This is a genomic window from Nostoc sp. KVJ20 (assembly GCF_001712795.1).
GTDB lineage: Bacteria > Cyanobacteriota > Cyanobacteriia > Cyanobacteriales > Nostocaceae > Nostoc.
The window spans coordinates 1-25,676 of record NZ_KV757623.1; the positions used below are offsets into that span (position 1 = coordinate 1).

Consider the following 25,676-nt stretch of genomic DNA (forward strand, 5'->3'; position numbering starts at 1 on the left):
GAGTTTTAAGGTGAGAATATTTTACTTTTTTCGCCCACAAGGGGCGAAAGCGCGTAGCAGGACGAAGTATGGTTTTAACCAATATTCGTCACCCATTCGTACAGAATTCATACTGTTAGCGATAGCGGGGCGTTTAGCCCATTCTGACTCCTGAATTCTTAATTCTTATTACAAAATAAATTGAAAGACTTAATAGAGAAATCCCAACATGAGCTTGACTGAAAAAATCCAATCTTTATTTGTTATTATTGCTATCTTAATTGGGCTGATATTAGGACAAATTAAATGGGTTGAAGAAAATTCTGCATTCCTAATTGTTCCATCCTTGATGGCTATGCTCTATGGAGTGTTTTTAAATATTCCAATTAATCATTTTGGTCAGGCATTTAAAAACTACAAGATGACCGGATTGATTTTGGGAATTAACTTTATTTGGACACCTGTTTTTGTTTGGGGATTGGGAGCTATTTTCCTACGAAACTCTCCCGATCTTCGGATTGGGCTAATTATGCTGATGGTTACACCTTGTACTGACTGGTATCTCATTTTTACAGGGATTGCCAAAGGAAATGTTGCTTTGGCTACAGCCTTACTTCCTTGGAATATGATCTTGCAAGTGGTTCTCCTTCCCGTCTATCTGTTAGTTTTTGTTGGAAAATTGGTGCAGATTGATACAGCGATTTTTCTCGAAAGCATTGCACTGGTTTTAGTTGTTCCTATGCTTTTAGCGTTTATCGCTAAGTGGTTAATACCAAAGGTAAACGGGTTTTGGCGTGAAATTCCATTGAAGATAGCAGCAGGGCAAACGCTATTTCTGTGTTTGGCAATTACAGCAGTATTTGCCTCGCAAGGGCAAACCCTAATTCAGCGTCCAGATGTACTGCTAAAAATGTTACCATCTATCCTTGTTTTCTATGTAATTACCTTTTTGCTGACTCAAGTAATCTCACGATTCGGCAACTTTAGTTACGAGGATTTTGCTTGTTTCAGTTGTACAACACTTGCCCGCAATTCACCTCTTGCATTGGCGATCGCTACATCTGTTTTTCCTGATCGTCCTTTGATTACCCTTGTTTTGGCTATTGAACCACTTATCGAACTGCCGGTCATGGTGCTAGTCTCGCAGTTGTTGCTCTTTCTGCGTCATAAAGGGCGGTATTCTCAGATGGAAAAATAGCTAAATTTGCGTTACAATTGCATATTCAGCTTGACTTTTAAAGCGAATATCTTAACATTATCGAAATGAAAATTTTGTGATCTATCATTAGTGGCGGGTATGTAGAAAGTTCCCCGCAGGGTATGCCCACTTTCTTGTTCGGAATTATTCTTCAAAAAATAAAAATAACTTGTAGTTTTAATTCTTTATTCTGAAAAACAATCTCAATTTGCCTGATAAATTCTCGAAAGTAAAATCGTCGCTCTGTTTCCGACAAATCTAACCAAAATTGTGGTATCGAAACAGCTTGAGCAACAGAACGCAAGTTAACTGGGGGGAGAGTTGCCAACTTTGCTTCGAGTTCAGAAATTTCTGTGCGGAGTTTGTAAGCTCTTAACTTTGCTGTTTCGGCATCTAAAATTCCAGTTTCGATTAAAGCGGGTAACTGAGCAAGTATTTCTTGCTGACGAGCGATCGCTTGTCCTAAACTATTCTTCACTGCATCCAATTGGGGAAAGTTCATCCCCGCTACAGCTAAGGGTAAATCACGGCAAACCGTTTCAATTGTATGTTCTAAAACCTCTTGATAGGGAATAGCCTTACACTTGGGGCGTTGAGGACAGCTAGTAGAACGTAAATAAAGATACTCCTTATCTTGATTGCGTTGGGTGACACGAGTAACTGTCAGATGTGACTGACACTCAGCACAGACAACCAACCCAGCTAAAGAACGCCTAGCACTAGCAGTTCGGGATGGTAAACGGCTGTTACGGCGTAAAAGTCGGTCAACTTGGGCTGCTTCTTCCTTAGAAATTATCGGAATATGGGTATTGGAGATAATTTCGCCATTTTGGTAAGCTGTATTACCGCGATAAACTGGGTTAGTTAGCCAGCGTCTTCCTGTGGTCACAGAGATTTTTTTGCTGTATTTTTTCGCCAAGTAGCGAACTGAACCCCGCAGGGAACCATAGAGTAAAAAGTGTTCAAAAAAATCCTTGACCACTGGTGAAGTACTGCGGTCAATGGTATATTTTCCTTTACCTCTGCGGTAGCCGTAGGGAACTTTGCCCGGTGGCGGTGCAACCTCAAGACGATTACGGGCATGTCCTTGACGGATGCGACGACTACGTTGTTGACGTTGGATTGCGTGTAGCAAATTCAGTAAGTCAGCGCCCAGAGGGTAATTTTCGGAAGTGTAGGGCTGTTCAGTAGCGATGACTGCGATTCCCATCACTTCGAGTTCATTCAAGCGATCGCTAATTTCCTCTACAGTATCCCCTAATTCTTCCAACCGACGAATCAGGAGATAATCTGCTGGTTCAGTTTGGCAATCGGTGAATAATTGTTGTAATTGCGATCGTCCAGAAGACTTTTGCTTGCCCAAATCTTCATAAACCCGATCCACCTCCCATCCCCAATCAGCTTGATCGGGAGAAGATTCTAATAACGGATCTGTGTAAGAGTAGGCAATAATTTTCATTTGTCATTTGTCATTTGTCATTTGTCATTGGTCATTTGTCATTGGTCATTTGTCATTGGTCATTTGTCATTGGTCATTTGTCATTTGTCATTAGTTTTCTTCCCCTGCTCCCCCTGCTTCCCCTGCTCCCCCTTACTGCTGACTCAACTCGATGATATTGCCATCAGGGTCTTGAGTGAACAGGGCAGGGCGACCGGAGGCGCTGGCTTGAATGGGATAATTATGATTGAGCAATTCCTGTTTGGCGGTGTCTAAGTCAGCAACGGAGAAAGCAATGTGGGGATTGCGCCCCCATTTTTCGTTTGGGTTTTCTGTGGGGACATTAGGTGCAACTATCAGGTGAAGTTGGTAGTTACCGACTTGATACCATGCACCAGCGTATTTCAGGGAACGATCTATTTTAGATAATCCCAATACTTTGCCATAAAAGTTTTCGGAGCGTTCTAAGTCAGTCACAAGAATCGCTGTATGGAGACTTTGGATAATCTGCATTGCCGGTAAGATGCGATCGCGTTTATTTAAATTTTGACGTAGTTTGAACTCTTTGGGGGAAGGGGCAAGGGGGACAAGAAGAATAACCATGACCAATGACCAATGACCAATGACCAATGACCAATGACCAATGACCAATGACCAATGACCAATGACCAAGACTAATCACCAATGACTAACGGCAGTTTAACTGTAAATGTTGTCCAGCCCTGAGAACTGGTAACTTCAATCGTGCCTTGAAGATATTTCACTAACTTCTTAGCCAATGTTAAACCTAATCCTGTGCCGCTTTGTTGCCAGCGATCGTTTTGAGGAACTCGGTAAAACGGCTCAAAAATTCGAGATTGTTCTTGTTTTGGGATTATCACCCCAGAATTGCTAATTGTGATTTGAAAGTAGGGAACTTGAAGATTATCTAATACACCAGATTCAGCACCCTCATTTCTGAGACTTTTTGGGGTGTAAATTACCTGAACATCGACTGCAATCTCTTCATCAGGCGGAGTATATTTACAAGCATTGTTGAGTAACTCTGAGATAATTTCGGTCAGGCTAGCCAAGTCTGAAACTAAAGGTGGTAAATTTGGAGAAACACTAACTTTAAACGACTGTTGCCTAGCTTGAGCGCGTTCCTGAAAATATTCGGCAACATGAGGCAGCCAGTTTTGAAGTTGAATTGAAGTTAATTCCAACGGGTAGACATCTGCATCAATCATTCGCATATGCAACAAATTATCTACTAAATCTAGTTCTTGTTCGCACTGATCGCGCAGAATAGTTAAGTAGCGGGCTACAGATTCAGACGGAGAAAGTGCTTTTAAATTTAAAACGCCCTGCTGGTCAAGAATATTTTCTAGTACGGAGATGGCCATTTTGATGTTTGACAAGGGTGTTCGCATTTCATGAGAAGTGGTTGCCAGAAAATCCTCTTTCAACTGGTTCAGCCGTTGGAGTTCTGCCACTTGAATTTCTAGTTGTTGGGCACGTTCCGCTGCAAGATTGCGTTCTTCGGTTAACCGTCGTTGCGTGTCATCCCGAAAAACTAATACGGCTCCTGTAATTACACCGCTATTATTTCTCAGGGGAGTAGCACTATCAGCTATTGGTATAGTTGTCCCATCTTTAGCAACTAGTAGGACGCCACTACCTAGATATATAAAAGTTTCTTGTTTGAGGACTGCGATAATGGGATTTTCTACTGGAAACTGAGTTTGTTCGTCAATGAGTTTGATAACTTCAGTTAATATTTTGTCCTTAGCTTCATTCCATCGCCATCCTGTCAGGGCTTCAGCTACCTGATTGATGTACTTAATATGTAATTCAGTATCTACTACAATTACCCCATCACCCATTCCTCTAAGCACAGAACTCAAAAATTGCTCGCGATTGTAGCGATTGAGTGCTGTTTGAATGGCAACGTAAAGTTCTTGCTCTTTAATGGGCTTGATAATATATCCAAAGGGAGATGTCAGCGTTGCCCGCTCCACAGTGTTTTTATCAGAATGACCTGTGACGTAGATAATAGGAATTTGTAGATGATGCCAAATTTGCTCTGCTGCCTGGATGCCGTCCATCTCACCCCGTAACCTGATATCCATTAAAATCAAGTTTGGGCGTAATTTATTTGCTCTTGCAATTGCCCCTTCTGCGGAATCGGTGATATCTAGAACAACATACCCCAGAGACTCCAAGCTTTCTTGTAAGTTGATAGCAAGAATATATTCATCTTCAACAATAAGGATTCTAACTATCTCTTTTCTCTGTGTATTTTCTGGGATACTAATCATATTTGTCCGCGGCTATTTGCAAAAGTAATTTTGAACTGTGTTCCCTGTTGAGAGTCAATTTCAAGCTTTCCCCTCAGTTGCTTGACTAAACCCTGGACAAGAGTTATACCCAGCGTTTTAGCTTTCTTTCTATCAAAATTTTCAGGTAAACCAATACCATTATCTCGAATAATGAGTATCAAAATACTCTCAGGCTCTTGATAAAACTTAACCTCAATTTCCCCCCCACGATTACCAGCAAAGGCGTATTTCAAAGCATTGGAAACCAATTCATTGATAATCAAGCCACAAGGAATCGCGGTTTCGATGTCGAGGCTAGCATTATCAACTTGAATGTTTAGTTGAATCTGGCTGGAATTAACGTTATAGGAATCAAATAAATGAGTTGTTAAATCTGGAATGTATTGAGCGAAATCAATATCAGCGAGGTCTTCAGAGCGGTACAGTTTTTCATGAACTAGGGCAATGGAAGCAATGCGGTTTTGGCTATCGCGCAAAATTGCTCTCACCACAGGATCTTCTGTCCGTCTGCACTGCATTTGCAGCAAACTGCTGACAATTCCTAAATTATTCTTCACACGATGGTGAATTTCTTTGAGTAATACCTCCTTTTCTTTCAGAGAGGCTTTGATTTTTTCCTTTGCTTGTTTTTGCTCGGTGATATCTTGTTGGACAGCTACAAGGACGCTTCCATACTCAGGATGCCCAAAAACGGAAGTGGTCGCACTACACCAGAATGGAGTGCCATCTTTTTTAACATTCTGAACTTCATAGGTTGCTTCACCGTGTTGAATAACAGCAGTTTTAATCGCTTGATTAACTTCTTGAGGTGTAGTACGTTCATCACCGTAGTTGACAATTGACACATGCTGACCAATTAATTCACCAGGTTCATAGCCAAACATCTGCTCAAATTTAGGATTGGTGTAGACAAACACGCCATCTGTAGCACGAACTAGGCAAATTCCCTCCGCCATGTTGCGGGTGATTACTGCTTGCAGTTCTAACATCTGTTCAGCACGTTTGCGTAAGCGAAGCTCGTCGTAGACATCGCTGGTTTCAACTACAACAATGCCTATACTAATGGGTTCATCGACTTCAGACTGAATCGGAAAGTAGGAAGCTAGCCAAGTCCGAATCACACCGGGGAGTTTTGGAGTTTCTCCAGTGATCTCCACATCCAAAATCGGTTCACCTGTTGTCAAAACATGTTGCAATACCTGCTCCAGCTTTGGTGTTAAATCGGGGACAATCTCCCGCAGTGTTTTGCCAATATGTGCTGCTGTGGGAATGCCATTAATTTCTGCTAATGCTTCATTAATAAATGAGAAACGCAGTTCTCGATCAAGAATGGTTATACCAACGGGTGCGCTATTGATAAAGGCATCCAATAACTTTTGCTTGTGAGCCAGTTCTCGTTCCAATATCTTACGTTCTGTGATGTCGATCGCCACCCTACCGACTAACTTTTGTGCAGAAAATCCCAGAATCGGGAACTTATATACCAAAAATTCACCAAGGCTGCCGTCTGGTCGAGGAGCAACTTCGATCGCCTCAAGTACCTGATTTGTCTGTGTGACTGTCCGAATGTGATCGAAATGCTGCCGAGCAATTTCATCTGGGTAGAGGTCAGAAATGGATTGCCCAATCACCTGTTCGGGTAGTAATTTAAATGTCCGCAGGTATGTTTGATTTAAGTAAAGTACACGCCCATCTGTATCAGTTATCCAAGCTAGTACCGGGCTGTTGTTCATAAATGCCTGGAATCTGGCTTCACTTTCTCTTAACGCTGCTTCGGCTTGTTTGCGATCAGTAATATCAATGATCACACCCAGCATCCTTACAGCTTCGCCTGCTTCGTTGTAGACGCCGCGCCCTTTCCCAGTGAGCCAGTGAACACTGCTATCGGGGTAAATTACTCGATATTCAGCTTCATAATTAGTATGTTGTGCTAGGGCGTTGAGTAAAGTCTGCTCAACTCGGTCAACATCCTCTGGATGAATGGAATTACGCCATAGCTGGTACTTCGCAGTTAATGTTTCTGGCTCCAACCCTAGCAAGCGAAAATGGTTGTCGTTCCAGAGGACTTCTCTTGTTTGAACATTCCAATCCCAAAGACCGATGTGGTTAAATTCCAAGGTTAGCCTCAATTGTTCTTCATTTTTGGCTAAGGCTGCTTCAGCTTTTTGGCGATCGCTTAGTGCAACTTCCCGTTCGGTAACATCTTGGGCAGTACCATAAAGGCGAATCACCTGTCCATCGGCGTTGAATTCTGTATGTCCAATACCCTCGAAATAGCGATTAGAACCATCTATCTGGGGTACACGGAGAATTTCTTTGTAGGACTCACCAGTGGCGATCGCTCGCTCAACAGCTTGGTGCAATTTCTCCCGATCTTCAGGGTGATACAATTGCAGATTTTCTTCATAGTTCGGCTCAAGAAGTGCGGGTTCTCGATTGAAGAGGTCGAAAAGCCCCTTCGACCAGGTAATTTTGCCACTACCAAGTTCAAATTCCCAATTACCAAGGCAAGCAACTCGCTGGGATTCTTCTAGCAAAGCTTGACTTTTGCGTAGTGTTTCTTCAGTGCGCTTGAGATCGGTGACATCTACCACCAGTCCATCCCAAGCTATACGCCCATCCTTTATCTGACGTGGCGTAGAGCGAAAATGCAACCATTTGAGTTGACCACTAGGCGTTCGGATTCGCAGCTGAATATCTAACACAGATAGATTCAGGCGGGATTCTTTAAGGGCTGTCTGTAGGCGGGGAATGTCCTCTGAGATAAACTGGCGATAAAGCAGAGATGAATCTCTGAGTGCATCTTCGGTCTTAACTTCCGTTAGTCTTTCAATTCCCCCACTCAAGTAGGAAAAGCGATCGCTACCATCCAATTCGCGGATCACCCGATAAACTGCTCCATTGGGTAGATTATCTCCAATCAAGTACAACATCACTTCACGCTCATGCAAGGCTAATTCGGTTGCTTTGCGTTCAGTGATATCTCGCCCTTCTGGAATCAACAAAATAACTTGACCCGTCTCGTTTTGTAGCGGACGTAGTGAAAAATCGATTGTTGCGACTCGGTTATTTGCACCGAGAACATCAACTTCATAGCGGACAAACTCCCCTTGAGATGCACGGGCGATCGCTTGTTTTAATTCTTCTTGAGTTTGGGGTGAAATTGTCCACCAGTGTGCTTCCCAAAAAGGACGATTGATCACATCTTCAAGCTTAATTCCGCCAAAACTGAGCGCAGTCTGGTTAGCCTCCAGTAAAATGCCATCTGGCGTTAGCAGTCCTGTAAATTGGAAGGTGTTATTGAAGATAGCGTAAAAACGGCGATCGCTTTCCTGCAATTTGGCAGTGCGTTCCTGTACTTTGGCTTCTAACTCGGCATTGAGTGTTTGGAGGTTGTGGTAGAGTTGGGCTTGTTGAATAGCGATCGCTAGTTGCACCCTCAGTTGGTTGAAAAATTCCACCTCAAATGTCTGCCATTGTCGGGGTGCAGAACATTGATGCACAATAAATAGTCCCCAGAGTTCAACTGCGGGAGTCTTCTGGCTCTCTAACAGAATAGGGATAACTAAATTCGCCTTCACCTGAAACTGTTCCAAAAGTTGAATACAGCAATCACTTAAACCCGCTTCGTAGATATTCGTCGCTGCCCAGATTTTTCCTTGGCGGTATTCTTCCTCTTGGCTTTGCTGAAAACAGGTATCTTCAATTTCCAGTCCCAAAGTTGGTATCCATTGGGGTAAAACCGACTCTGCTACGACCTTACCCCGCATCTTATGAGTAAATTGATACACCAGCACGCGATCAGACTTGAGTAACTGGCGGACTTCTTGAACACTCTTGGCGAGGATATCTTGAAGCTTCAAGGATTTGTGAATATCAAGAGCGATCGCTCCAATTAACTTTTGTTGTTCCTGTAGCTGTTTTAGCTGCTGCATTAGCTGTAATTGATAGCTGTTAACCTAAATTTATCCCTGGTTAAGTCTTTTCCCTAATTCACATTTGTTACTGGGATTCAATCATTTAATTGCAGCAATAAATCAATTTAAACCCTGTTATGCTTCTGGATGATTTAGCTCCTGAACTACTTGCTTATTCCGGAAAGTGACAGAAAAGGATAAATTAAATTCCCGCACCATCAAGAAAATCTTCAATCATCCCATCAGAATTTTTGCTTTTAGGCTTGTTGTAAAGCTCAGTTGAGGACAAACTTGATTGTTCCAACTGCTCGAACTGTTTCTCTAGAGACTTGACGCGTTCAAATAAAGCACCGATTACTTCAGCTTCTACGTCGCGGACTTTATCATGATCCAGAGCATTACTAGACAGGTTGTTCTGACGAGTCACGCGCCCTGGAATCCCAACTACAGTAGTATTACTGGGTACATCTCGTAGCACCACAGAACCGGCTCCTATCCGGACGCGATCGCCAATTTGAATATTTCCCAATACCTTTGCACCCGCTCCCACAACTACATGAGAGCCTAAAGTCGGATGGCGTTTGCCGCTTTCTTTCCCAGTCCCGCCAAGGGTGACACCTTGATAAATCAAAGCATAGTCGCCCACGATCGCAGTCTCACCAATCACTACTCCCATCCCGTGGTCAATGAACACTCCCTGGCCAATTAATGCCCCAGGATGGATTTCAATCCCGGTGAAAAACCGACTGATATGAGAAATAAACCTTGGTATAAACGGAATTCCAATTTTGTACAGCCAGTGTGCCAATCGATGACATATTAGGGCTTGGAGTCCAGGGTAACAGAACAATACTTCTAGCCAGTTACGTGCTGCTGGATCACGCTCAAAAATGGTTCGCAAATCAGTTAGTAGCATACTCTGTTGAGATTTTTGTTGGTAAGTAAGGCTCTGAAAACAGAAACTCAGAATAATTCCCACAAAAAGATCAAATTATTTATGGGAATTGTGTAAAATAACAATCTACGGTAAATCGATAGGATATAGTGTTTTGGGGTAGTAAGTGGGATGCTACCACATTCCACACTTGGAAAAAATTAATTTCGCATAAACTGCGATAAGTCCCTCAATTCACCGTAGTATATTGAGTACAGTCTTGAATAGCCAAAACTACGCTCTCTTGGATCTGTCTTCCAAAGTGGAATACGCGCTGCTGGCACTCTTAGAACTGGCAAGCCACCACGGCAAAAAACTTCCTCTAACCATGAGCGAGATCACTGCCAAGCAACCCATACCTGAACGCTATTTGGAACAAATTTTGACCAACCTCCGGCGTGCTGGTGTGGTGCAGAGTCAACGCGGCTCTAAAGGAGGTTTTGTTTTAGTTCGTGAACCTTGGCAGATTACACTGCTGGAAATTATCACTTTGCTTGAAGGTGAGCGGAAAGAGAAAGATACCTCTGACTCTCCGACTCTGGAAAAGACTCTGATTTATGAAGTTTGGGAGCAAGCTAACGCTGCCTCAATTGAAGTTTTGGGTCGTTATACACTCCAAGATTTGTGCGAGGAAAGAGAAACTCGCGCCCAGAAAAGCCCGATGTATTATATTTAGTCACGAGGGAGTACCCACATGCGGATAGCGAAAGATATCACAGAGTTAATCGGACGAACTCCTTTAGTTCAATTAAATAAAATTCCCCAAGCTTCAGGAGCGGTTGCTCGGATTGTGGTGAAGCTAGAAAGCATGAATCCAGCATCTTCTGTGAAAGACCGGATTGGCGCGAGTATGGTGGAAGTGGCAGAAGAAGCAGGTTTGATTCACCCTGGAAAAACTGTTTTAGTAGAGCCGACTTCTGGAAATACAGGAATTGCGCTGGCGATGGTGGCGGCTGCCAAGGGATACCATCTTATTCTAACGATGCCTGACACAATGAGCCACGAAAGACGATCCATGCTCAAAGCTTATGGCGCTCAATTAGAGTTAACGCCAGGGGTAGAGGGGATGCGAGGAGCGATCGCTCATGCGGAGCAGCTTGTAGCTAAAACGCCCAATGCTTATATGTTGCAGCAGTTCCGCAACCCAGCTAACCCGAAAGTTCACGCTGAAACCACAGCCGAAGAAATCTGGGATGATACCGATGGAGAGGTAGATATTCTGGTGGCGGGAGTGGGTACTGGTGGGACAATTACGGGAGTTTCAGAAGTTATTAAAAAACGGAAGCCGAGTTTTCAAGCGATCGCAGTTGAACCAACCAACAGTCCGGTATTAGCAGGTGGTAAATCAGGGCCTCACAAAATTCAGGGTATTGGTGCGGGATTTATCCCAGCAATTTACCGTCCAGATGTGGTAGATGAAGTGATTCAGGTAGCGGATGAGCAAGCGATCGCTTACAGCCGTCGTCTAGCAAAAGAAGAAGGATTACTATCGGGGATTTCTACTGGCGCTGCTTTATACGCCGCTATTCAAGTAGCACAACGGCCAGAAAATGCAGGTCGCCTAATCGTGATGATCCAGCCTAGCTTCGGTGAACGCTACCTCAGCACCTCACTATTCAAAGACCCAGAAGAGAATGAGTGGTTGAGTAAAGTTTGATTCCCAATACCAATTTTAGATTTTAGATTTTAGATTTTAGTTTTTTGAGCTAAATCAAAATCTAAAATTGGCTTGGTTTTTTACTAGAATTTTCACCAATTTCATCGGTACTTTCATTATTTTTCACTAAAATCATCAAACAGACACCACTAGCAGCTAGCTTTATTAAGCTCAAAGCTTCACTTTTTAATACGATAAAAGCCCCTAATCCTATAAGAACAAAAGGCACAAGACTATTAATGTAGCGAGTCAATACATCAGCTATTACTCTATTGTTAGTTAATTTGTATGCAGCGTAGCACCAAAGTCCTAACAAGAGAAAAAATATTCCGAGAATTACCACAAAGTCTTCTAAATTACTGCTAGCAAATAAAGGCACGTAGACACTAATATTATCGCTACCATTGGCAATTGTAACGGCTGCCACACTATAAGCTTGGGGAGAAAAAAAGCTAGTAATTGTTGATGTTTCAGCATCTTCTGTTTCCACTACAACATCTTTTGATGAATCTTCTTCCCGATTTACTAAGCTACTGATACCTATGGACATTGGTAGTAAACCAAGTAATCCAATCCAGTTTTTTGATAAAACTAACCCACCAAATAAACCCGGAAGACTAAGGATTAACAGAACTGTAAAACCGAGAAACTGACCAGCAACTATATGTCGGGGGCGAAACTTAGCACTTATTTGAGAAAAAAATAATAATAGAATGACAATATCATCAATGTTAGTGGCAATGAACGCAATTGCCCCTGTAGTAATTGCAGTAACTAACTCATCCATATTTATATGATAAAGAAGAATTGAGGAGTCAGTAATAATTACTATAGGAATCCGCTTTGATTTCAGAACGAATTTGCGTAGACAGGCAATCTTGCTACAGGCAACAGTCAAGAAGGCTTCTTATACCAATTTAATGTGAAGTTGCACATATCTTGATCCCCCTAAATCCCCCTTAAAAAGGGGGACTTTGAATTCCCCCCTTTTTAAGGGGGGCTAGGGGGGATCGAATTCTATGCAGCTTCATAAAGAATTGGTATTAGTTGTACTGAGTTTTTTCAGAAATCAAATATGAGTCCTATATGTAATTTTAAATCTAAGAGGTTGTTTGAAAAGTCCTCTTGTCGGTATCAAAAGTTTTAGATCCCCCTAAATCCCCCGATATGGGGGACTTTGACTCCGGTTCCCCCTTTTTTAAGGGGGGTTAGGGGGGATCTAAAGTGCCTAAAGTCATAGCGAAACACTTGTTCATTCAACCTCTAAGTTGTGCCAGAAGCGTGAGGATTTCCCGAATAATGACGAATTAAGTTAGCGTAGCAGTAGCGAGGAACGAGCGTCATTACGAATTAGTTAATTTGGTATGGTGATAAATCATAGTTTCTAAAAATCCAGGATGAGTAACCTAGGGACAGCCTTCAGTGAAGGGATAATTGCCTTCATCGCCACTAACATAGATGACATCTTTATCTTGTTAATATTTTTTTCACAAGTAGATGTTAATTTTCGGCGACGGCATATCTTACTCGGTCAATATCTAGGTTTTGCAGCCATTATCATCGCTAGCTTACCAGGCTTTTTTGGTGGTTTGATTGTACAGCGAGAATGGATAGGATTATTAGGAATGCTACCAGTAGCAATTGGGATTGAACAATTAGTATCTAGAAAAGAAGAAACTATATCAGTTCAGACAGTTAGCAGTGATTTTAGACAGTCCACACCAACTAACCCAGTATTATCTTTTATTTTGAGCGTTTTGCATCCCCAAACCTATAAAGTGGCAGCAGTAACGATCGCAAATGGTGGTGACAATATCAGTATATATATCCCTTTGTTCGCTGGTCAGGATCTTGCCAGTTTGGGAGTAATTTTAGGTATATTTTTTATCATGGTAGGGGTTTGGTGTGCGATCGCTTATTTTTTAAGCCGTCAACCTACCATTGCTAATATTTTAAGTCGCTACGGTCAAGCTGTCGTACCTTTTGTGTTAATTGCCTTGGGTCTGTTCATTATGTATGAACGAGGCACATTTACTCTACTACCTTGGGTGAGAAGTTAATCAATTGTGGATGTTGAATGCTGGATTTTGGATTGAAAATCTCAAATTGCTTATACCTGATGAACTAATTTCCAACTTACCATCATCAAGATCGCATAAATAATAAACCGTAGTGGGCGTTGTGGGGCTATCTGGCAGATTTTAGCACCTAGTAACACTCCTGGTACAGAGCCTAACCATATAGGTAGTACCAAACTCCAATCAACTGTTCCTAAGCTGAGATGACCAAGGGCTGTAAACAGCAGTAAAATCGCTGCGTGCGAAATATCTGTACCCACTAATTTCCGTGCATCAAGGCGGAAAAACCCAATCAGCACTAGAGCAAACATTGAACCTGATGAGACGCTAGTTAGACCGACGAAACAGCCTAAAATTCCTCCCAAAGCGATTGTTAGGAAGCGACCAAAGTTAGTTTCTAAATCTAACTTTGGCAGTTCGGGTAAATTAAATTTTGGGAAAAAAGTCAATAACAACAATTGCATTAGTGCTAACACTGTGACTAGCAAAATCATCCCGCCAAGTAAACGGAGCAAGATGTTATCCAGGTTATATTCACCTGTACGTTTAATGAAGTGCAAAATTCCCACCCCGAACAGCGAACCTGGAACACTCCCAAATGCAAGCCATTTGACAACTTCTGTGTCAAGGGTTTTCTGTTCCCAATGCTTGATGCTACCAACAATCTTCATCAATGTGGCAGCCACAACATCAGAACTCACAGCGATGGAAGGCGGAACCTGAAAGACAAAAATCAACATTGGGGTGATGAGAGAGGCTCCGCCAATTCCTGTTAAACCAACGATGATGCCAACAAAAAAGCTTAAGAACGGTAGTAATAAATAGTGCATACTCTTTGGGGGTTTCAACAATTAGTTATCAGTTATCAGAGTCCTGTTGAGGCTTCGACTTCTATAAGTGAGCAGTTTCAGTTAAGGTTTAAATCCCCCAACAAAGCTTTGATAACTGTTCACTGACTTAACTACGAGCAGCTAGAACTGAAAGTCAGCTAAAGAGATCAAGTCAGCCAAACGATAGCCCAGTGGTAAACAGAGCTAGTCATGGCAAGTTATTGTGTTTCTCAAGGGATGAGTGACACAAAGGTTATCCAGCTAAAAATTAGGGCAGAGGATTTCTGGACAACTTAAAACCTGTCTGAAAGTTTTTGTAAGCATGACAACTTAGCATTTAGCTGAAACAGACTTTGATAACTGCTTATGGGTCAGTTGCTCTGCTAAAATCAACTTCTAACGGGTTTTTCTGCGGTTTTACATGTAAAAGCCGGTAAAGCGATGTACTTACCGTATTTTACTCGTAAGCATGATTAAACGTCTAGCGTATTCGCGTTGTATATCCTTCAATTATCTGGATAAGACTCCACAACAGTTGAGACTTGTGGAATTAGTTGCTAAAAAAATACCTAAATGAGTACGATATTTACCTATGCTTGCGATCGCTCTTGAGCAAAGCTTGGCGATTTACTGAAATTCATATCTTCATATCTAATGTCAGATGACCAATTACTTTCGCTCTAATGTTGACGCAATGGCTAGCTATGTTCCTGGTGAGCAGCCTCAACGTGGCACACAGATCATAAAACTTAACAGCAACGAAAACCCCTATCCTCCTTCCCCAGCAGCATTAGCTGTGTTACGAAATATCGATGGTGAGTGGTTACGCCGGTATCCAGAACCTTTCGGTGGGGAGTTCCGACAAGCTGCAAGTAAAGTTTTAGGAGTTCCTAGTGATTGGATTATTGTCGGAAATGGCAGTGACGAATTGTTGAGTGTAATCATTCGAGCCTGTGCAGAACCGGGGAAGAAAGTTGTTTACCCGATGCCAACTTACGTCCTATATCGCACATTAACAGAAATGCAAGCAGCGGAAATTCTTGAGATTCCCTACAGCGAAGACTACAGCTTACCTTTGGAAGAACTAGTTGCTGCCAATGGGGCTGTGACATTTATTGCGTCGCCCAATAGTCCATCGGGGCATGTAGTGACAACAGATGACTTGCGAAAATTAGCCAGCCAGTTATCTGGAGTTTTAGTGATTGATGAAGCTTATATAGATTTTACCGAAGAGAATAATGCATTGACTTTGGTGAAGGAATACGAAAACGTCATCGTGATTCGGACATTATCTAAGGGATACTCGTTAGCAGGATTGCGATTGGGCTTTGGAGTAGCGAACCCCAAACTGTTGCAGGGATTGTTTAAGGTGAAGGATAGCTATAACATTGATGCGATCGCTTGTGCAATTGGCACGGCTGCTATTACCGATCAAACTTATAAAAATGCTTGTATAGCAAAGATTAAGGCATCACGGATTAAGTTGGCAAAAGACTTGAAACAATTAGGTTTTCATATTTGGGATTCCCAAACTAACTTTTTGCTGGCACAGCCAAAAGAGGGAAACGCAGAATATCTTTATCAAAAACTGAAGGAACGGGGAATTTTAATCCGCTACTTCAAGCAACCTGGACTAGATGATAAATTACGCATCACTGTTGGTACTGATGAGCAAAATCAGGCTTTAGTAGAGGCACTAATTTGTTTGTTAGAGATTGGGGACTAGTACCGCAAGGCGGAATTAAAAATTAAAAATTAAAAATTAAAAATGAAGACAGCATAAGGGTTTCGTTGATTGGNNTATTTCCGCCGTGTTGTACTAGGGATTGGCGATTAGGGATTGGGGACTGGAAAGATTTAGATGGGGATCAGACCACAACCAAATCTTACTCATATTTTCTTGCCCAATCCCCTATCCCCAGTCCCCAGTCCCCTATTCCCAATTCCCTAAAAGTCTGAGAATATCACTTGGAGAATGGGCAATGAAGTCAGCACCATGAGCTTTTAATTCCTCTTCAGTTCCATAGCCATAGGTTACGCCAATGGAAGCGATGTCATGGCGTTTGGCTCCAATGATGTCATGTGAGCGATCGCCTACCATCACCACACTAGAAGATGAAAGATTTTCCATCACTAAGATGTGATGAATCAAGTCGCCTTTGATGCTCCGGGTTCCGTCAAGTTCGCTACCATAAACGCTATCAAAAAGCAATGATAAGTCAAAATATTCAATAATCTGCGTAGCATAAATATATGGTTTGGAAGTCGCAACAAAAGTTTTATAACCAGCAAAACGAATGGCTTTTAGGATTTCTGGAATTTGGGGATAAAGGGAGTTTTCAAATAATCCAATGGTGGCAAAGCGATGACGATACAGTAGAATAGCCTGTTCAATTAAAGTGCCATCTAAGGTGTTGAGTAATTGCGAAAAGCTGTCTTTCAATGGGGGGCCAATACACCAATGCAATTCATCAGCATTCGGTGATTTGTAACCGAGTTCAGAGAGCGCATACTGAATGCAACCAGTGATTCCAGGCTTAGGATCTGTCAAAGTCCCGTCAAGATCAAAAAGGACAGCGGAGGAAGGCATATTGTATCTCAATGTAATTCTTCAGGAGGCAGGAGGTCGTTCGCGCAGCGTGTCGTAGACAAGGCAGGAGGCAGGAGGAACCCACGTTTAAAAACGTGGGATTGAAGTAAGGACGCTTTATACCGCACTTCGTGCCGCTACGCGCTTTCGCGCTGTGCGTCTCGGTATCATTCTTTTTATGAACTGGGCTTTAGAAGAGTGAAACTTTAGTTTTAATTGATACTCCTAACCTTCAGCATAGCTGCCTTTTTTGTAATGATGCTCTCTACAAGACGAGGAGTAAACGGCGCTAATGCTGCGCTTTTTGGTTAGAAACCTTTAAGTTCCTTTGAATCCCATACTACTTTCTACTTGTTGCTGTGCTGGAGTAGAATTCACCTTACTAGATGCAACTCTCTTAGAAGTCTGACGCCATGTACCAACTTGGCTCAAGAATATGCCTACTAAAATCAAGCTACCGCCAATATATTGAGGTAGGTTAGGGGCTTCACCCAAAATTAAATATGCTGCGAGGATGCCTACAATTGGACCAAATGAACCAATTAAGGAAGCCGTAGATACATTAGAAGTTTTCAAGCCTTTAATCCAAAAAGATTGGCCTACCACTACAATCAACCCACCATAGAGAAACATCCACTGCCACAAGAATGGTGATAAGACATCAGCGAAATGATCTCTGCCATAGAGGACTAAAGCAATGAGGAAAAAGATTACGGTTCCTAGTGCAGTCCGAAAGATGCTATAGATTCCTAAAGGAATCTGCGAAAGGTGTTTTTTGCCAATAATCGTAGAAACAGCTATAACCACAGATCCCACTGCTGCCAAAAGTTCCCCTATGCCTAAACCGAAACCTCCCATATTTATCATGGTTTCTCCTGGAGGCTGAAGGATAATAGTTAGGATCACGCCGATAAAGGCTGCGATCGCTCCGATAAATTCCCAAATATTTACCCGTTCCTTCAATAACCACACTGATAAAGCCAGACTTAGAGGCGGTTCCAAGCGTCCTACCAAGATGACATTGTTCACCCCTGTGAGTGCCAATGCTTGGAAAATTAAGCCAGGGGCCAATGCTCCCGATAAAATAGCTACTGCTGTCAGACTGACCCAATCCTTCCTTGAAAGTTGCTTCAAAGTAGCCTTGTTCCACTGTCGCCCATAGATTAGGATCAAAAGTATCAAGGCGCAAAGGTTTCCCACGAATAAAACATTACACAAAGAAATTGGATTGCGATTGCCGATGAAATGTTGAGCACCAATTTCTGTTAGCTTTCGGGTAACGGCACTAGATGCTCCAAAAATTAGCATTGCTAGCCAAAGATATGTTTGTCCGGGAATTCTATGGATTAGGCGATGTGGTTTTCTAGGTCTGGTCACAATAACACTACTGCAATGAAAGCATTGCTCATTATATTAAGCTGTCCTCATCCACTTCAGAATGAGGTTTTGTTGAGAAAATACTTAAATTATGCTGTGACTTTGAGCTACCATAGACCTCTTGCGAAAGTTTCTAACACCCCAACCCCTCCCCGCTTGCGGGGCTACGGTGTACACACAANNCTCGTTCCTATGCTCTGCATAGGAATGCCTGATTAGAGGCTCTGCCTCTAGTCAGATATTGAGTCAGAGACTCAATGAATGCATTCCCAGTCGGAGACTGGGAACGAGGAAATGCTTATCAAGCTAGGTTTTTAGGACTTGTGTGTACACCGTAGGCTTGCGGGGAGGGGAGACAAAGCATAGCTTGGGCGGGGTGGGGTTCTTTCTTATTTTTGATTTATGCAAGAGGCCTCATCATTGCCTGAGAAATTGCTGAGAATTAACTAAATTTTCTCAAGGGATAAATTCATGAAAATAGTGGTCAAGTTTCAATAAGCTCTCACTCCTTCCTGAGATGCTTTGGATGTTCAGGATAAAACAAAAAAGAGAAGTAGCAAATGAAACTCGCATCCCTACTTACAAGTGTTGCTTTGGTTGGTTTTTTCACAGTTTGGGACGCACCATTAAAAGCGATCAATCCGTTATTAGTGCAGGCCTCAGCAGCCGAAGAATTGTCTGTAGCACAGAAAATAGACTTGCTCACTAAGAATAAAGGTCAGATTGGTAGTGGCGATCAACTGCGTCGTTTCTTTTTTACTGACTTGGAGCCAATCGGTATCCAGCCAGGTGGTGCAGGTCACGTAGTTAACCTTTATAACAAAGCCAATAATGTCACATTTGCTTACTGTTCACACTACGATGTGATTGTTGCCGTGAAAAAAGGTAAGGTGACTAAGTTTGAACCCAGTGAAGTGAAGTAAATAGTAAATCCACTTTCTAATTAATATTTTGCTAAAACCAGAGGAGCAATTTGATTACATCTAGGTTGCGATGTTTAACAACAAGCTGGGAACAGCATAAACGTCTGTGGCTGTGCGTTGCGACATAGCATAAATCTGATTGAATCCTTAACAAATAAAGCATTAAAGTTTTTGCAGAATCAGGTTAAACGGCAAAGGAAAAGAGATGAAATTTTCTTTTTACTTTTGTCTTTTAACCTTTTTTTATTTTTGTTCCTAAAGTGCTGTATAAGGGACTGGGGATTAGGGATTGGGGACTGGGTGGAAAATTAAACCAATTCGCAATGACGTTTTGTGTTAGGAGTCTGCGTTCGCTTTTAGCGTCTCGTAGAGAGCGTCCGGGGATTTAGCTTAGGTATCAAAACGTGATGCCCTTCAAAAGCTAGGACTTAAACCCCTAAAGTTCGTTAATGACATTGAGATCACAGAATGGCACTAAGAAAAGATACAGCCCTTGTTCTGACTGGTTCCCAGCCTTCAGGCTGGGAATCCATTCTGGGAGGCTCCGCCTCCAGTAGCTTGAATTGAGGCAGAGCCTCTTTTAAATACATTCCCAGCCTGGAGGCTGGGAACAAGACGACACAAGCTTTTGGGTTTTTCTTAGTGCCATTCAGATCACAACGTCTGTCTAGGAATTTTGCTATTATTTGCTACTTTAAAATATATGCAAATAATTGAAATTTCTCCATTCCAAGCATTTCGCCGGAGTGTGGCAACGGTGATGCAGGTAGTTCCAAAGGAGCTACGCTATGTCGCAATATTGACTTTAGTGGCTGGTGCAGGCCCAGCGATCGCCATTTGGCTCAACAAGGTAATTATTGATGAAATAACCCGCTTATTGAGCGCCGGGACAACGCAGAATGCGATCGCCTTGATACTTTCTCAACCGCTGCTACTCTCCAGTATTGCAGGTTCACTGCTGGTAAATTTGGTGAGTGATGCGATCGCTAACATCAATGCTTTTGTATATACTTCCCTACGCGATCGCATTCTCGGCTTCGCCCAAGGACAAGTGATTGAGAAGGTTGCCACTTTTGAAGATATTGCCCTGTTTGAAACACCCGATTTGCTCAATTTGGTGCAGTTGTCCGAAAAGGGAGTGCAAAGACTTCCAGAGCTTTGTCTCAGGCTTGTGACGCTGTTAGAGGGAATTTTCATCTTCATTCCAGCCATACTGCTTTCGATGTCCCTTGCTTGGTGGGTACCAATCATTTTATTTAGCTGCGTTACCCCTGTGATGTATGTGCAGATGAAATACCGTAAGCAAGCTTGGAGGATAGAAAAAACCCAAGCAAGTGTTCTTCGAGAAATGAACTTATATAAAACGGTTTTAACTGGGGAGACATACGCCAAAGAAATACGCTTGTTTAGTTTGCAATCCTTATTGTTAGAACGCTGGCACGGACTTTACCGTACCATTTTTAGAGCAATGGAACAGATCCGCCGTCGGGGGACAACAGCGGTTATTGGCTGGTCTTTATTAAGTGGTTTCGGTTTGGCGTTGCCATATATATACGTAGTCCAGGGAGTGCTAGGTGGAACCCATACATTAGGGGATTTAGCACTTTACACTGGGGTAATTTTGGAAGTGCGTCGGAGTTTGGAGAATCTGATGTCTGGGGGATCAGAGTTATATAATATTGCACTGGCAACAACCCCCATTTTCCAGCTTTTGGAGTTAGAGCCGCAGTTGTCCTGTTCTAATCCAGAGTTGCAATCAAAGTCAGTCACAAAGGCATGGGGAGAAGTCGGGGAATTAGCTGCTAATAATAAGAACTTTGAAAGAAATGGGAATCATCATCAGCAAGCTTTATCGCGTCTGAATACAACTGATTATGAACCATCGCAGACAGGCATTTCTCTCAAAAATCTTTCCTTTACCTATCCCAACAGCGATCGCTCAATCCTGAAAAACATCAATCTGACGATTCACCCCAACGAGATGATTGTATTAGTGGGTGAGAATGGTGCTGGCAAGACGACATTAGCAAAGCTATTATGTCGCCTTTATGATCCTAGCCAAGGTGCGATTATTTGGAATGGGCAGGATTTACGATCGCTTCCATTAGAAGAATTGCGATCGCGGATTGATGTAGTCATGCAAGATTACGCTCGTTTTCCGACTACTGTGCGGGAGAATGTTGCCTTTGGCGATTTACCGAAAATGCAGGATGATGCCGCTATTACGGAAGCGATCGCTGAGGCTGGTTTAGCTAGAGTTATTCAAAACCTCGATCAAGGTTTAGAAACCCTTTTAGGCAAACAGCTAGAAGGCGGTATTGATTTATCTGGGGGACAATGGCAAAGATTAGCGATCGCTCGTGCTTTGTTGCGACTGTCTCCAGCCGAACTCCTCATACTTGATGAGCCAACAGCGAACCTTGATCCGAAAACAGAACATGAGATTTACAATCTTTTGCGTACTTTAGCGAAGGGAAGAATAGCTGTTGTAGTCAGCCATCGCCTTGCCTTAGCAAAATTAGCAGACCGAGTAGTAGTACTAGAACACGGTCAAATTATCGAGGTAGGTACTCATGACGAACTCATGGAACTAGGCGGACAGTATCACTTGATGTTTACTCGTCAAGCTAGTAGTTATAACTGATTGGGGAGTAAAGAAGGGAATAGGGTACAGGTTACAGGGTACAGATTATTCCCTATTACCTATCACCTGTCACCTCTCCCCTAATCCCAATGCCCCAATTTATTCTGGTAACTTATATTGCTCCACAATACGCTTGGCAAAATCTGGAACGTGCGCTTCTAATTTTTCTGGATGATTTCGCTTCACATACAAATAATTCCGGGTAAAGTGAGAATCAATGGAAAACCGCGCATATTCTAAACCCTTGGGGCCAATTTTTTCGATCACTACACCCATCAGTTTTGCTGCCCACATCGGGAGGGTAACGCCTTTATCGTAAGCAGGAATACTTTGCTGTACAGCTTCTTTCCGGTTGCCTTTAGATGTCACTGGTTGAGTGTCTAACTGGTCTTTCACCAAATCCAGCATTTCCTTGCCAGTGTCATTTCTGACTACAATCCATTGCCAGCCGAAGGGTGCGCCCATATAGCCAACGACTAAATCTGCAAGGGAGTTGACGTAATCAAAACAACTCATACAGGATGGGGCAAAGACATCTTTGAGTTTGTTGGTCTTCAAGCCAAAGAAAGGCACTGTTTCAGATGAGCCATCTTCATGTTTGAAGTGAACCCGAAAGTCTTGCATGAATTCATAATGCACAACTGTATCAGGCGATCGGCTGGTGGTTTCTAAGAATTTTTGCAGTCCGGCGCGATTAACATTGTCTACGCAGGGCGTACCCAAAACATACAACTTTTCTAAGCCAAGTTGTTTTTCTACGGCTCGTAATGCTTGAATTTGACAACCAACACCAATTACCAACAGCCGCTTCATTCCAGATTTTTCTATCTGTTCCAACACCGAAAGGTTTGGGGAAAGTGTTGGTTTATTTACCCGTGCTGCTAGTATTTCTTCTGGGGTACGAGCTATGACGGGCATGGGTTGAAAACGGTCTTCTTTAGTGTTTTGCACACACACCACACCTTCAACTAAGCCGCGATTCAGCATTTCAATGGCGATGCTGCTAACAATACCCGTCCATTGTGCGCCTTCGATGGGCTGTTGTTTCCGCGCTGCCATCATGTCTTGGTGAACACCAAAGTAGAGTTCATCAGGGTTGTCGAGATGGCGCGATCGCGTATGGGTTTCTGCTTCAAGTTCGCCTATTTGCTGATTAATAAAAGCGCAGGCTTCCTTGACATAATGAATATAGTATGTATCACATAGTCCGCACTCGCTACAGAGTTCTTTTGCAGGGCGGCGACTGGTAGGTTTTAAGGCTCTGGCTTTTTTGTGAGGAGAAACTGAGGTCATATAAACTTTTTGTTTTATCCAGGAATCGCTTTTATTACAATACCTTCACTGGCTATGCACTTGACGATAGAGATTGAACTGGGGGTTGGGGATTGGGGATTGGGGACTGGGGAATGGGGAATGGGGATTCAGACTAGTACAGCACGGCGTAAATAAGCCACCCCTGACGCTCGAAGACTCGCTAACGCTGCGCTAACGGGTTCGCAGTCGCTCATGGGGGAAGACCGCGCTAGTCTCACCATTTTAAATGTCTGAAACCCTTGCAAACAATTAATTACGAATTACGTTAGCGAGTCATCGAGCGTCATTACGAATTACGCCTTGCGGTACTATGCTGTTGACTTTGGTTATTTTTCGGGAATTTTCCGAAAAATTATTTGTGCTGGTTTTTGTTTGTGTGAAAGCGCCTGCACGGTAATAAAAGAAATTCGTAGACAGGGAGAGACACTAACCATTATCATCATCACAGCTCGTAAAGATGATCGCAAAAGAGCGATCGCATTCAAAAATGGAGCAAATGACTATATTACCAAGCCATTTCGCTTCAGTGACTTGCTGGAACGAATTAAAATCCATCTAAGTCGTGGTTGAGTATGAAACAGCACAGTAAGTTCGATAAACTGACTTCTAAGCAATCAAATAACCGCTTGCAACTATCAAATAATCTCACTGGACATACAAGTATTTCTAGACATTGGTTTAGTTATTTGAAGGTTGGTCAAAAGATCGGTATTGGATATGCGCTGCTTGTGAGCATCGCCGTGCTGGGAACTACTATGGGTTTTATAATTGCAGATCATTATAAGCAGAAGGCGCACAAACGGGAAGAAGCTGCATTTGAAGAGTTATATCAAGCGTCTCAACTAAAAACGAGTGTGTTTTATGTCCGCACAACTCAACACCAGCTGATTCTCTACATGGATAGACCTAAGCTATGGGGAAAAAATTACACTCAATTACTTGAGCATGTTGCCGAAGCCCGACAAGTTTGGTTTGAATTAACAGCAAATTACACCATTAACAAGCCCACCATGTATGGTTCTGGAAGTGGGCAGAAAACAGTTTACCCGTTGTTGCAGAATTATCAAGGTTTTAGTGCTTATTTACAGCGCACAGAAGCTTTTTTTAAAGAGAATAATCCCAATAATTTATCACCGAGCCAGATTAAGACAGCACAAAGTCAATTGTTTAATTTTATGCATGGCTCGTCGGTTTTTTTGATGGATGACTTTCTCAATGACATCAGCAAGCTTGTGAAAGTTACAGCCGAGGAGTATCAGCAAGCAAAACAGGAACTACAAACGGCGGAAAAGTTACGTTTATACATTATAGTTGGTAGCCTGTCACTATCAATTGCGATCGCCACATTATTAGCAATTTACACCAGTCGCGCCATTGCCCGTCCCATTCAAGCTGTCACCCATATTGCCCAACAGGTTACAGAAGAATCTAATTTCGATTTACAAGCACCAGTCACAACTAATGATGAAGTTGGCATCTTAGCGACTTCTCTCAATCGTCTTATCCAGGAAGTTCAGCAACTCATCAAAGCCCAAAAGGATGCTAACGAACAGCTAGAAGTATACAGTCAGGTGCTAGAAAAGAAGGTGCGCGAACGGACGCGGGAGTTAGATGAGAAAAATCACTGTTTAGAATTGGCGTTAGAAGAATTACGTTCCACCCAAGCAAATCTCGTAGAAAATGATGAGTGCGGAGAGTAGAAGGAATACGGTTCGGGGAAAGGGGAAAAAACTTTAGCAAGTATTTCCCAGTGCGATCGATCTGACTGATCATATCAATTTTTTCCGTCCCCGCGAGGGGAAAGACATTAGGATTTTTGAATTGAGAAGAAAGACCAAATATGGATGATTTGAAAAACCACATCCTAGTATTGTTCGGTTGAGCAATAGACGCGATAAATCGCGTCTTCGTGATCTTGACACTCCCCGAATTTATAATTCGGGGATTCTTGCTTCACGGGGAGCCTAGTGACTTTACCCTCCACAAGCCTACACTGAGTATCCCGCAGCGTTTAATGAAGCGCAGTTTAAAAAACTCGTTTCTTGGTTCCCAGTTATTAGTTATACAAGATTTTGGGTTAGCCCCCAGGGTTCCGGATCAGGAACTGTCCGCTAGACCTACTTGGCTTTTTGTGTGCGAATTACCGCTCATCTGTTCATATTAACGCAATTTTGGGCTTTTCGCCAATGCTGAATAAATTCAGCCGTTCGCTTATATCCCCCGATTAAAAATACGGGGGTTTTACGCATCACGCTCGTAAAGGGAGGTTTGTTTTTAACTGCTTATATTTATGAAAAAATCCGTTTCCATCCCCTTTCGGGGCGATGTGATCGTAAAGGCATTGGTGGCAATCGGTGATGAAATTAAAGTTTAATGGGTAGGGCAGGGATATTTCTATCCCTTTCCCCCCGACAAACCGGACAAGCAAGTTAACCAAGCATCCGGCTTTAGCAAATCCTAAAGCTACCAAAGACTC

20 protein-coding genes are annotated in these 25,676 nt (G+C 42.6%); 9 read left to right on the forward strand and 11 right to left on the reverse strand.

What is annotated here, in order from left to right; genetic code table 11:
- Window positions 1-208 precede the first annotated feature (208 nt).
- Window positions 209-1,177: an arsenic resistance protein gene (locus tag A4S05_RS17045; RefSeq protein ID WP_069070992.1), complete on the forward strand. Its 969-nt coding sequence runs from the start codon at window positions 209-211 to the stop codon at window positions 1,175-1,177.
- Window positions 1,178-1,328: 151 nt separating this feature from the next.
- On the opposite strand, the gene A4S05_RS17050 is transcribed toward A4S05_RS17045, so the two are convergent.
- The 5 genes from A4S05_RS17050 to cysE form a co-directional block, all read right to left on the reverse strand.
- Complete coding sequence (locus A4S05_RS17050) at window positions 1,329-2,636, reverse strand: recombinase family protein (RefSeq protein WP_069070993.1); 1,308 nt, start codon at window positions 2,634-2,636, stop codon at window positions 1,329-1,331.
- Between the two features lie 132 nt (window positions 2,637-2,768).
- Window positions 2,769-3,128, reverse strand: a complete 360-nt coding sequence (locus A4S05_RS17055) for a VOC family protein (RefSeq protein ID WP_069071010.1) — start codon at window positions 3,126-3,128, stop codon at window positions 2,769-2,771.
- 161 nt (window positions 3,129-3,289) lie between these two features.
- Window positions 3,290-4,915, reverse strand: coding sequence for a hybrid sensor histidine kinase/response regulator (locus A4S05_RS17060; RefSeq protein WP_069070994.1), 1,626 nt, complete (start codon window positions 4,913-4,915; stop codon window positions 3,290-3,292).
- Window positions 4,912-8,871, reverse strand: coding sequence for a PAS domain S-box protein (locus tag A4S05_RS17065; RefSeq protein ID WP_069070995.1), 3,960 nt, complete (start codon window positions 8,869-8,871; stop codon window positions 4,912-4,914). The genes A4S05_RS17060 and A4S05_RS17065 overlap by 4 nt, the downstream gene beginning before the upstream one ends.
- A 184-nt stretch (window positions 8,872-9,055) precedes the next feature.
- A complete protein-coding gene (gene cysE / locus A4S05_RS17070) occupies window positions 9,056-9,769 on the reverse strand; it encodes a serine O-acetyltransferase (protein ID WP_069070996.1) in 714 nt (237 codons plus the stop codon).
- Between the two features lie 211 nt (window positions 9,770-9,980).
- Between cysE and A4S05_RS17075 the strand changes: the two genes are divergently transcribed.
- Window positions 9,981-10,463 carry an RrF2 family transcriptional regulator gene (locus A4S05_RS17075; protein ID WP_069070997.1) on the forward strand — a complete coding sequence of 161 codons (483 nt, stop codon included), beginning with the start codon at window positions 9,981-9,983 and terminating at the stop codon, window positions 10,461-10,463.
- Window positions 10,464-10,481: 18 nt separating this feature from the next.
- Window positions 10,482-11,444, forward strand: a complete 963-nt coding sequence (cysK, locus tag A4S05_RS17080) for a cysteine synthase A (protein WP_069070998.1) — start codon at window positions 10,482-10,484, stop codon at window positions 11,442-11,444.
- 61 nt (window positions 11,445-11,505) lie between these two features.
- On the opposite strand, the gene A4S05_RS17085 is transcribed toward cysK, so the two are convergent.
- Window positions 11,506-12,231, reverse strand: coding sequence for a cadmium resistance transporter (locus tag A4S05_RS17085; RefSeq protein WP_069070999.1), 726 nt, complete (start codon window positions 12,229-12,231; stop codon window positions 11,506-11,508).
- 610 nt (window positions 12,232-12,841) lie between these two features.
- On the opposite strand from A4S05_RS17085, the gene A4S05_RS17090 reads away from it, so the two are divergent.
- Window positions 12,842-13,504 (forward strand): cadmium resistance transporter, encoded by a 663-nt coding sequence (locus tag A4S05_RS17090; RefSeq protein WP_069071000.1) that lies wholly within the window; start codon window positions 12,842-12,844, stop codon window positions 13,502-13,504.
- Window positions 13,505-13,554: 50 nt separating this feature from the next.
- Here A4S05_RS17090 and A4S05_RS17095 read toward each other — a convergent pair whose 3' ends face one another.
- The gene (locus A4S05_RS17095; protein WP_069071001.1) at window positions 13,555-14,352 is read right to left on the reverse strand and encodes a sulfite exporter TauE/SafE family protein; all 798 of its coding nucleotides are present in this window, start codon (window positions 14,350-14,352) and stop codon (window positions 13,555-13,557) included.
- A gap of 661 nt (window positions 14,353-15,013) precedes the next feature.
- Between A4S05_RS17095 and hisC the strand changes: the two genes are divergently transcribed.
- Window positions 15,014-16,078 carry a histidinol-phosphate transaminase gene (gene hisC / locus A4S05_RS17100; RefSeq protein ID WP_069071002.1) on the forward strand — a complete coding sequence of 355 codons (1,065 nt, stop codon included), beginning with the start codon at window positions 15,014-15,016 and terminating at the stop codon, window positions 16,076-16,078.
- 207 nt (window positions 16,079-16,285) lie between these two features.
- Here the strand turns inward: hisC and A4S05_RS17105 are convergent, their stop codons facing one another.
- Window positions 16,286-16,942 (reverse strand): HAD family hydrolase, encoded by a 657-nt coding sequence (locus A4S05_RS17105; RefSeq protein WP_069071003.1) that lies wholly within the window; start codon window positions 16,940-16,942, stop codon window positions 16,286-16,288.
- 318 nt (window positions 16,943-17,260) lie between these two features.
- Window positions 17,261-18,319 (reverse strand): DMT family transporter, encoded by a 1,059-nt coding sequence (locus A4S05_RS17110; RefSeq protein WP_069071004.1) that lies wholly within the window; start codon window positions 18,317-18,319, stop codon window positions 17,261-17,263.
- A 560-nt stretch (window positions 18,320-18,879) separates the two neighbouring features.
- Between A4S05_RS17110 and A4S05_RS17115 the strand changes: the two genes are divergently transcribed.
- Both A4S05_RS17115 and A4S05_RS17120 read left to right on the forward strand, forming a co-directional pair.
- Window positions 18,880-19,242, forward strand: a complete 363-nt coding sequence (locus tag A4S05_RS17115) for a hypothetical protein (protein ID WP_069071005.1) — start codon at window positions 18,880-18,882, stop codon at window positions 19,240-19,242.
- A gap of 703 nt (window positions 19,243-19,945) precedes the next feature.
- Window positions 19,946-21,886 (forward strand): ABC transporter ATP-binding protein, encoded by a 1,941-nt coding sequence (locus tag A4S05_RS17120; RefSeq protein ID WP_069071006.1) that lies wholly within the window; start codon window positions 19,946-19,948, stop codon window positions 21,884-21,886.
- A gap of 99 nt (window positions 21,887-21,985) precedes the next feature.
- Here A4S05_RS17120 and A4S05_RS17125 read toward each other — a convergent pair whose 3' ends face one another.
- On the reverse strand, window positions 21,986-23,179 hold the full coding sequence (locus tag A4S05_RS17125; protein WP_069071007.1) for a Coenzyme F420 hydrogenase/dehydrogenase, beta subunit C-terminal domain: 1,194 nt from the start codon (window positions 23,177-23,179) through the stop codon (window positions 21,986-21,988).
- Window positions 23,180-23,500: 321 nt separating this feature from the next.
- Here A4S05_RS17125 and A4S05_RS17130 point away from each other — a divergent pair, with 321 nt between their 5' ends.
- Both A4S05_RS17130 and A4S05_RS17135 read left to right on the forward strand, forming a co-directional pair.
- Window positions 23,501-23,770: a response regulator transcription factor gene (locus A4S05_RS17130; RefSeq protein ID WP_069071008.1), complete on the forward strand. Its 270-nt coding sequence runs from the start codon at window positions 23,501-23,503 to the stop codon at window positions 23,768-23,770.
- 2 nt (window positions 23,771-23,772) lie between these two features.
- Window positions 23,773-24,900 carry a HAMP domain-containing protein gene (locus A4S05_RS17135; RefSeq protein WP_069071009.1) on the forward strand — a complete coding sequence of 376 codons (1,128 nt, stop codon included), beginning with the start codon at window positions 23,773-23,775 and terminating at the stop codon, window positions 24,898-24,900.
- Window positions 24,901-25,448: 548 nt separating this feature from the next.
- On the opposite strand, the gene A4S05_RS42600 is transcribed toward A4S05_RS17135, so the two are convergent.
- Window positions 25,449-25,676 (reverse strand): hypothetical protein (locus A4S05_RS42600; protein WP_218107955.1); only part of this gene is annotated, 228 nt, incomplete at its 5' end.

Bases quoted from the DNA above. Each gene is read 5' to 3' on its own strand.
- hisC (WP_069071002.1), top strand. From the start codon at position 15,014: ATGACCAATTACTTTCGCTCTAATGTTGACGCAATGGCTAGCTATGTT.
- A4S05_RS17125 (WP_069071007.1), bottom strand. From the start codon at position 23,179: ATGACCTCAGTTTCTCCTCACAAAAAAGCCAGAGCCTTAAAACCTACC.
- A4S05_RS17050 (WP_069070993.1), bottom strand. From the start codon at position 2,636: ATGAAAATTATTGCCTACTCTTACACAGATCCGTTATTAGAATCTTCT.
- A4S05_RS17060 (WP_069070994.1), bottom strand. From the start codon at position 4,915: ATGATTAGTATCCCAGAAAATACACAGAGAAAAGAGATAGTTAGAATC.
- A4S05_RS17085 (WP_069070999.1), bottom strand. From the start codon at position 12,231: ATGGATGAGTTAGTTACTGCAATTACTACAGGGGCAATTGCGTTCATT.
- A4S05_RS17095 (WP_069071001.1), bottom strand. From the start codon at position 14,352: ATGCACTATTTATTACTACCGTTCTTAAGCTTTTTTGTTGGCATCATC.
- A4S05_RS17045 (WP_069070992.1), top strand. From the start codon at position 209: ATGAGCTTGACTGAAAAAATCCAATCTTTATTTGTTATTATTGCTATC.
- cysE (WP_069070996.1), bottom strand. From the start codon at position 9,769: ATGCTACTAACTGATTTGCGAACCATTTTTGAGCGTGATCCAGCAGCA.
- cysK (WP_069070998.1), top strand. From the start codon at position 10,482: ATGCGGATAGCGAAAGATATCACAGAGTTAATCGGACGAACTCCTTTA.
- A4S05_RS17055 (WP_069071010.1), bottom strand. From the start codon at position 3,128: ATGCAGATTATCCAAAGTCTCCATACAGCGATTCTTGTGACTGACTTA.
- A4S05_RS17105 (WP_069071003.1), bottom strand. From the start codon at position 16,942: ATGCCTTCCTCCGCTGTCCTTTTTGATCTTGACGGGACTTTGACAGAT.
- A4S05_RS17115 (WP_069071005.1), top strand. From the start codon at position 18,880: ATGAAACTCGCATCCCTACTTACAAGTGTTGCTTTGGTTGGTTTTTTC.
- A4S05_RS17065 (WP_069070995.1), bottom strand. From the start codon at position 8,871: ATGCAGCAGCTAAAACAGCTACAGGAACAACAAAAGTTAATTGGAGCG.
- A4S05_RS17135 (WP_069071009.1), top strand. From the start codon at position 23,773: ATGAAACAGCACAGTAAGTTCGATAAACTGACTTCTAAGCAATCAAAT.
- A4S05_RS17120 (WP_069071006.1), top strand. From the start codon at position 19,946: ATGCAAATAATTGAAATTTCTCCATTCCAAGCATTTCGCCGGAGTGTG.
- A4S05_RS17090 (WP_069071000.1), top strand. From the start codon at position 12,842: ATGAGTAACCTAGGGACAGCCTTCAGTGAAGGGATAATTGCCTTCATC.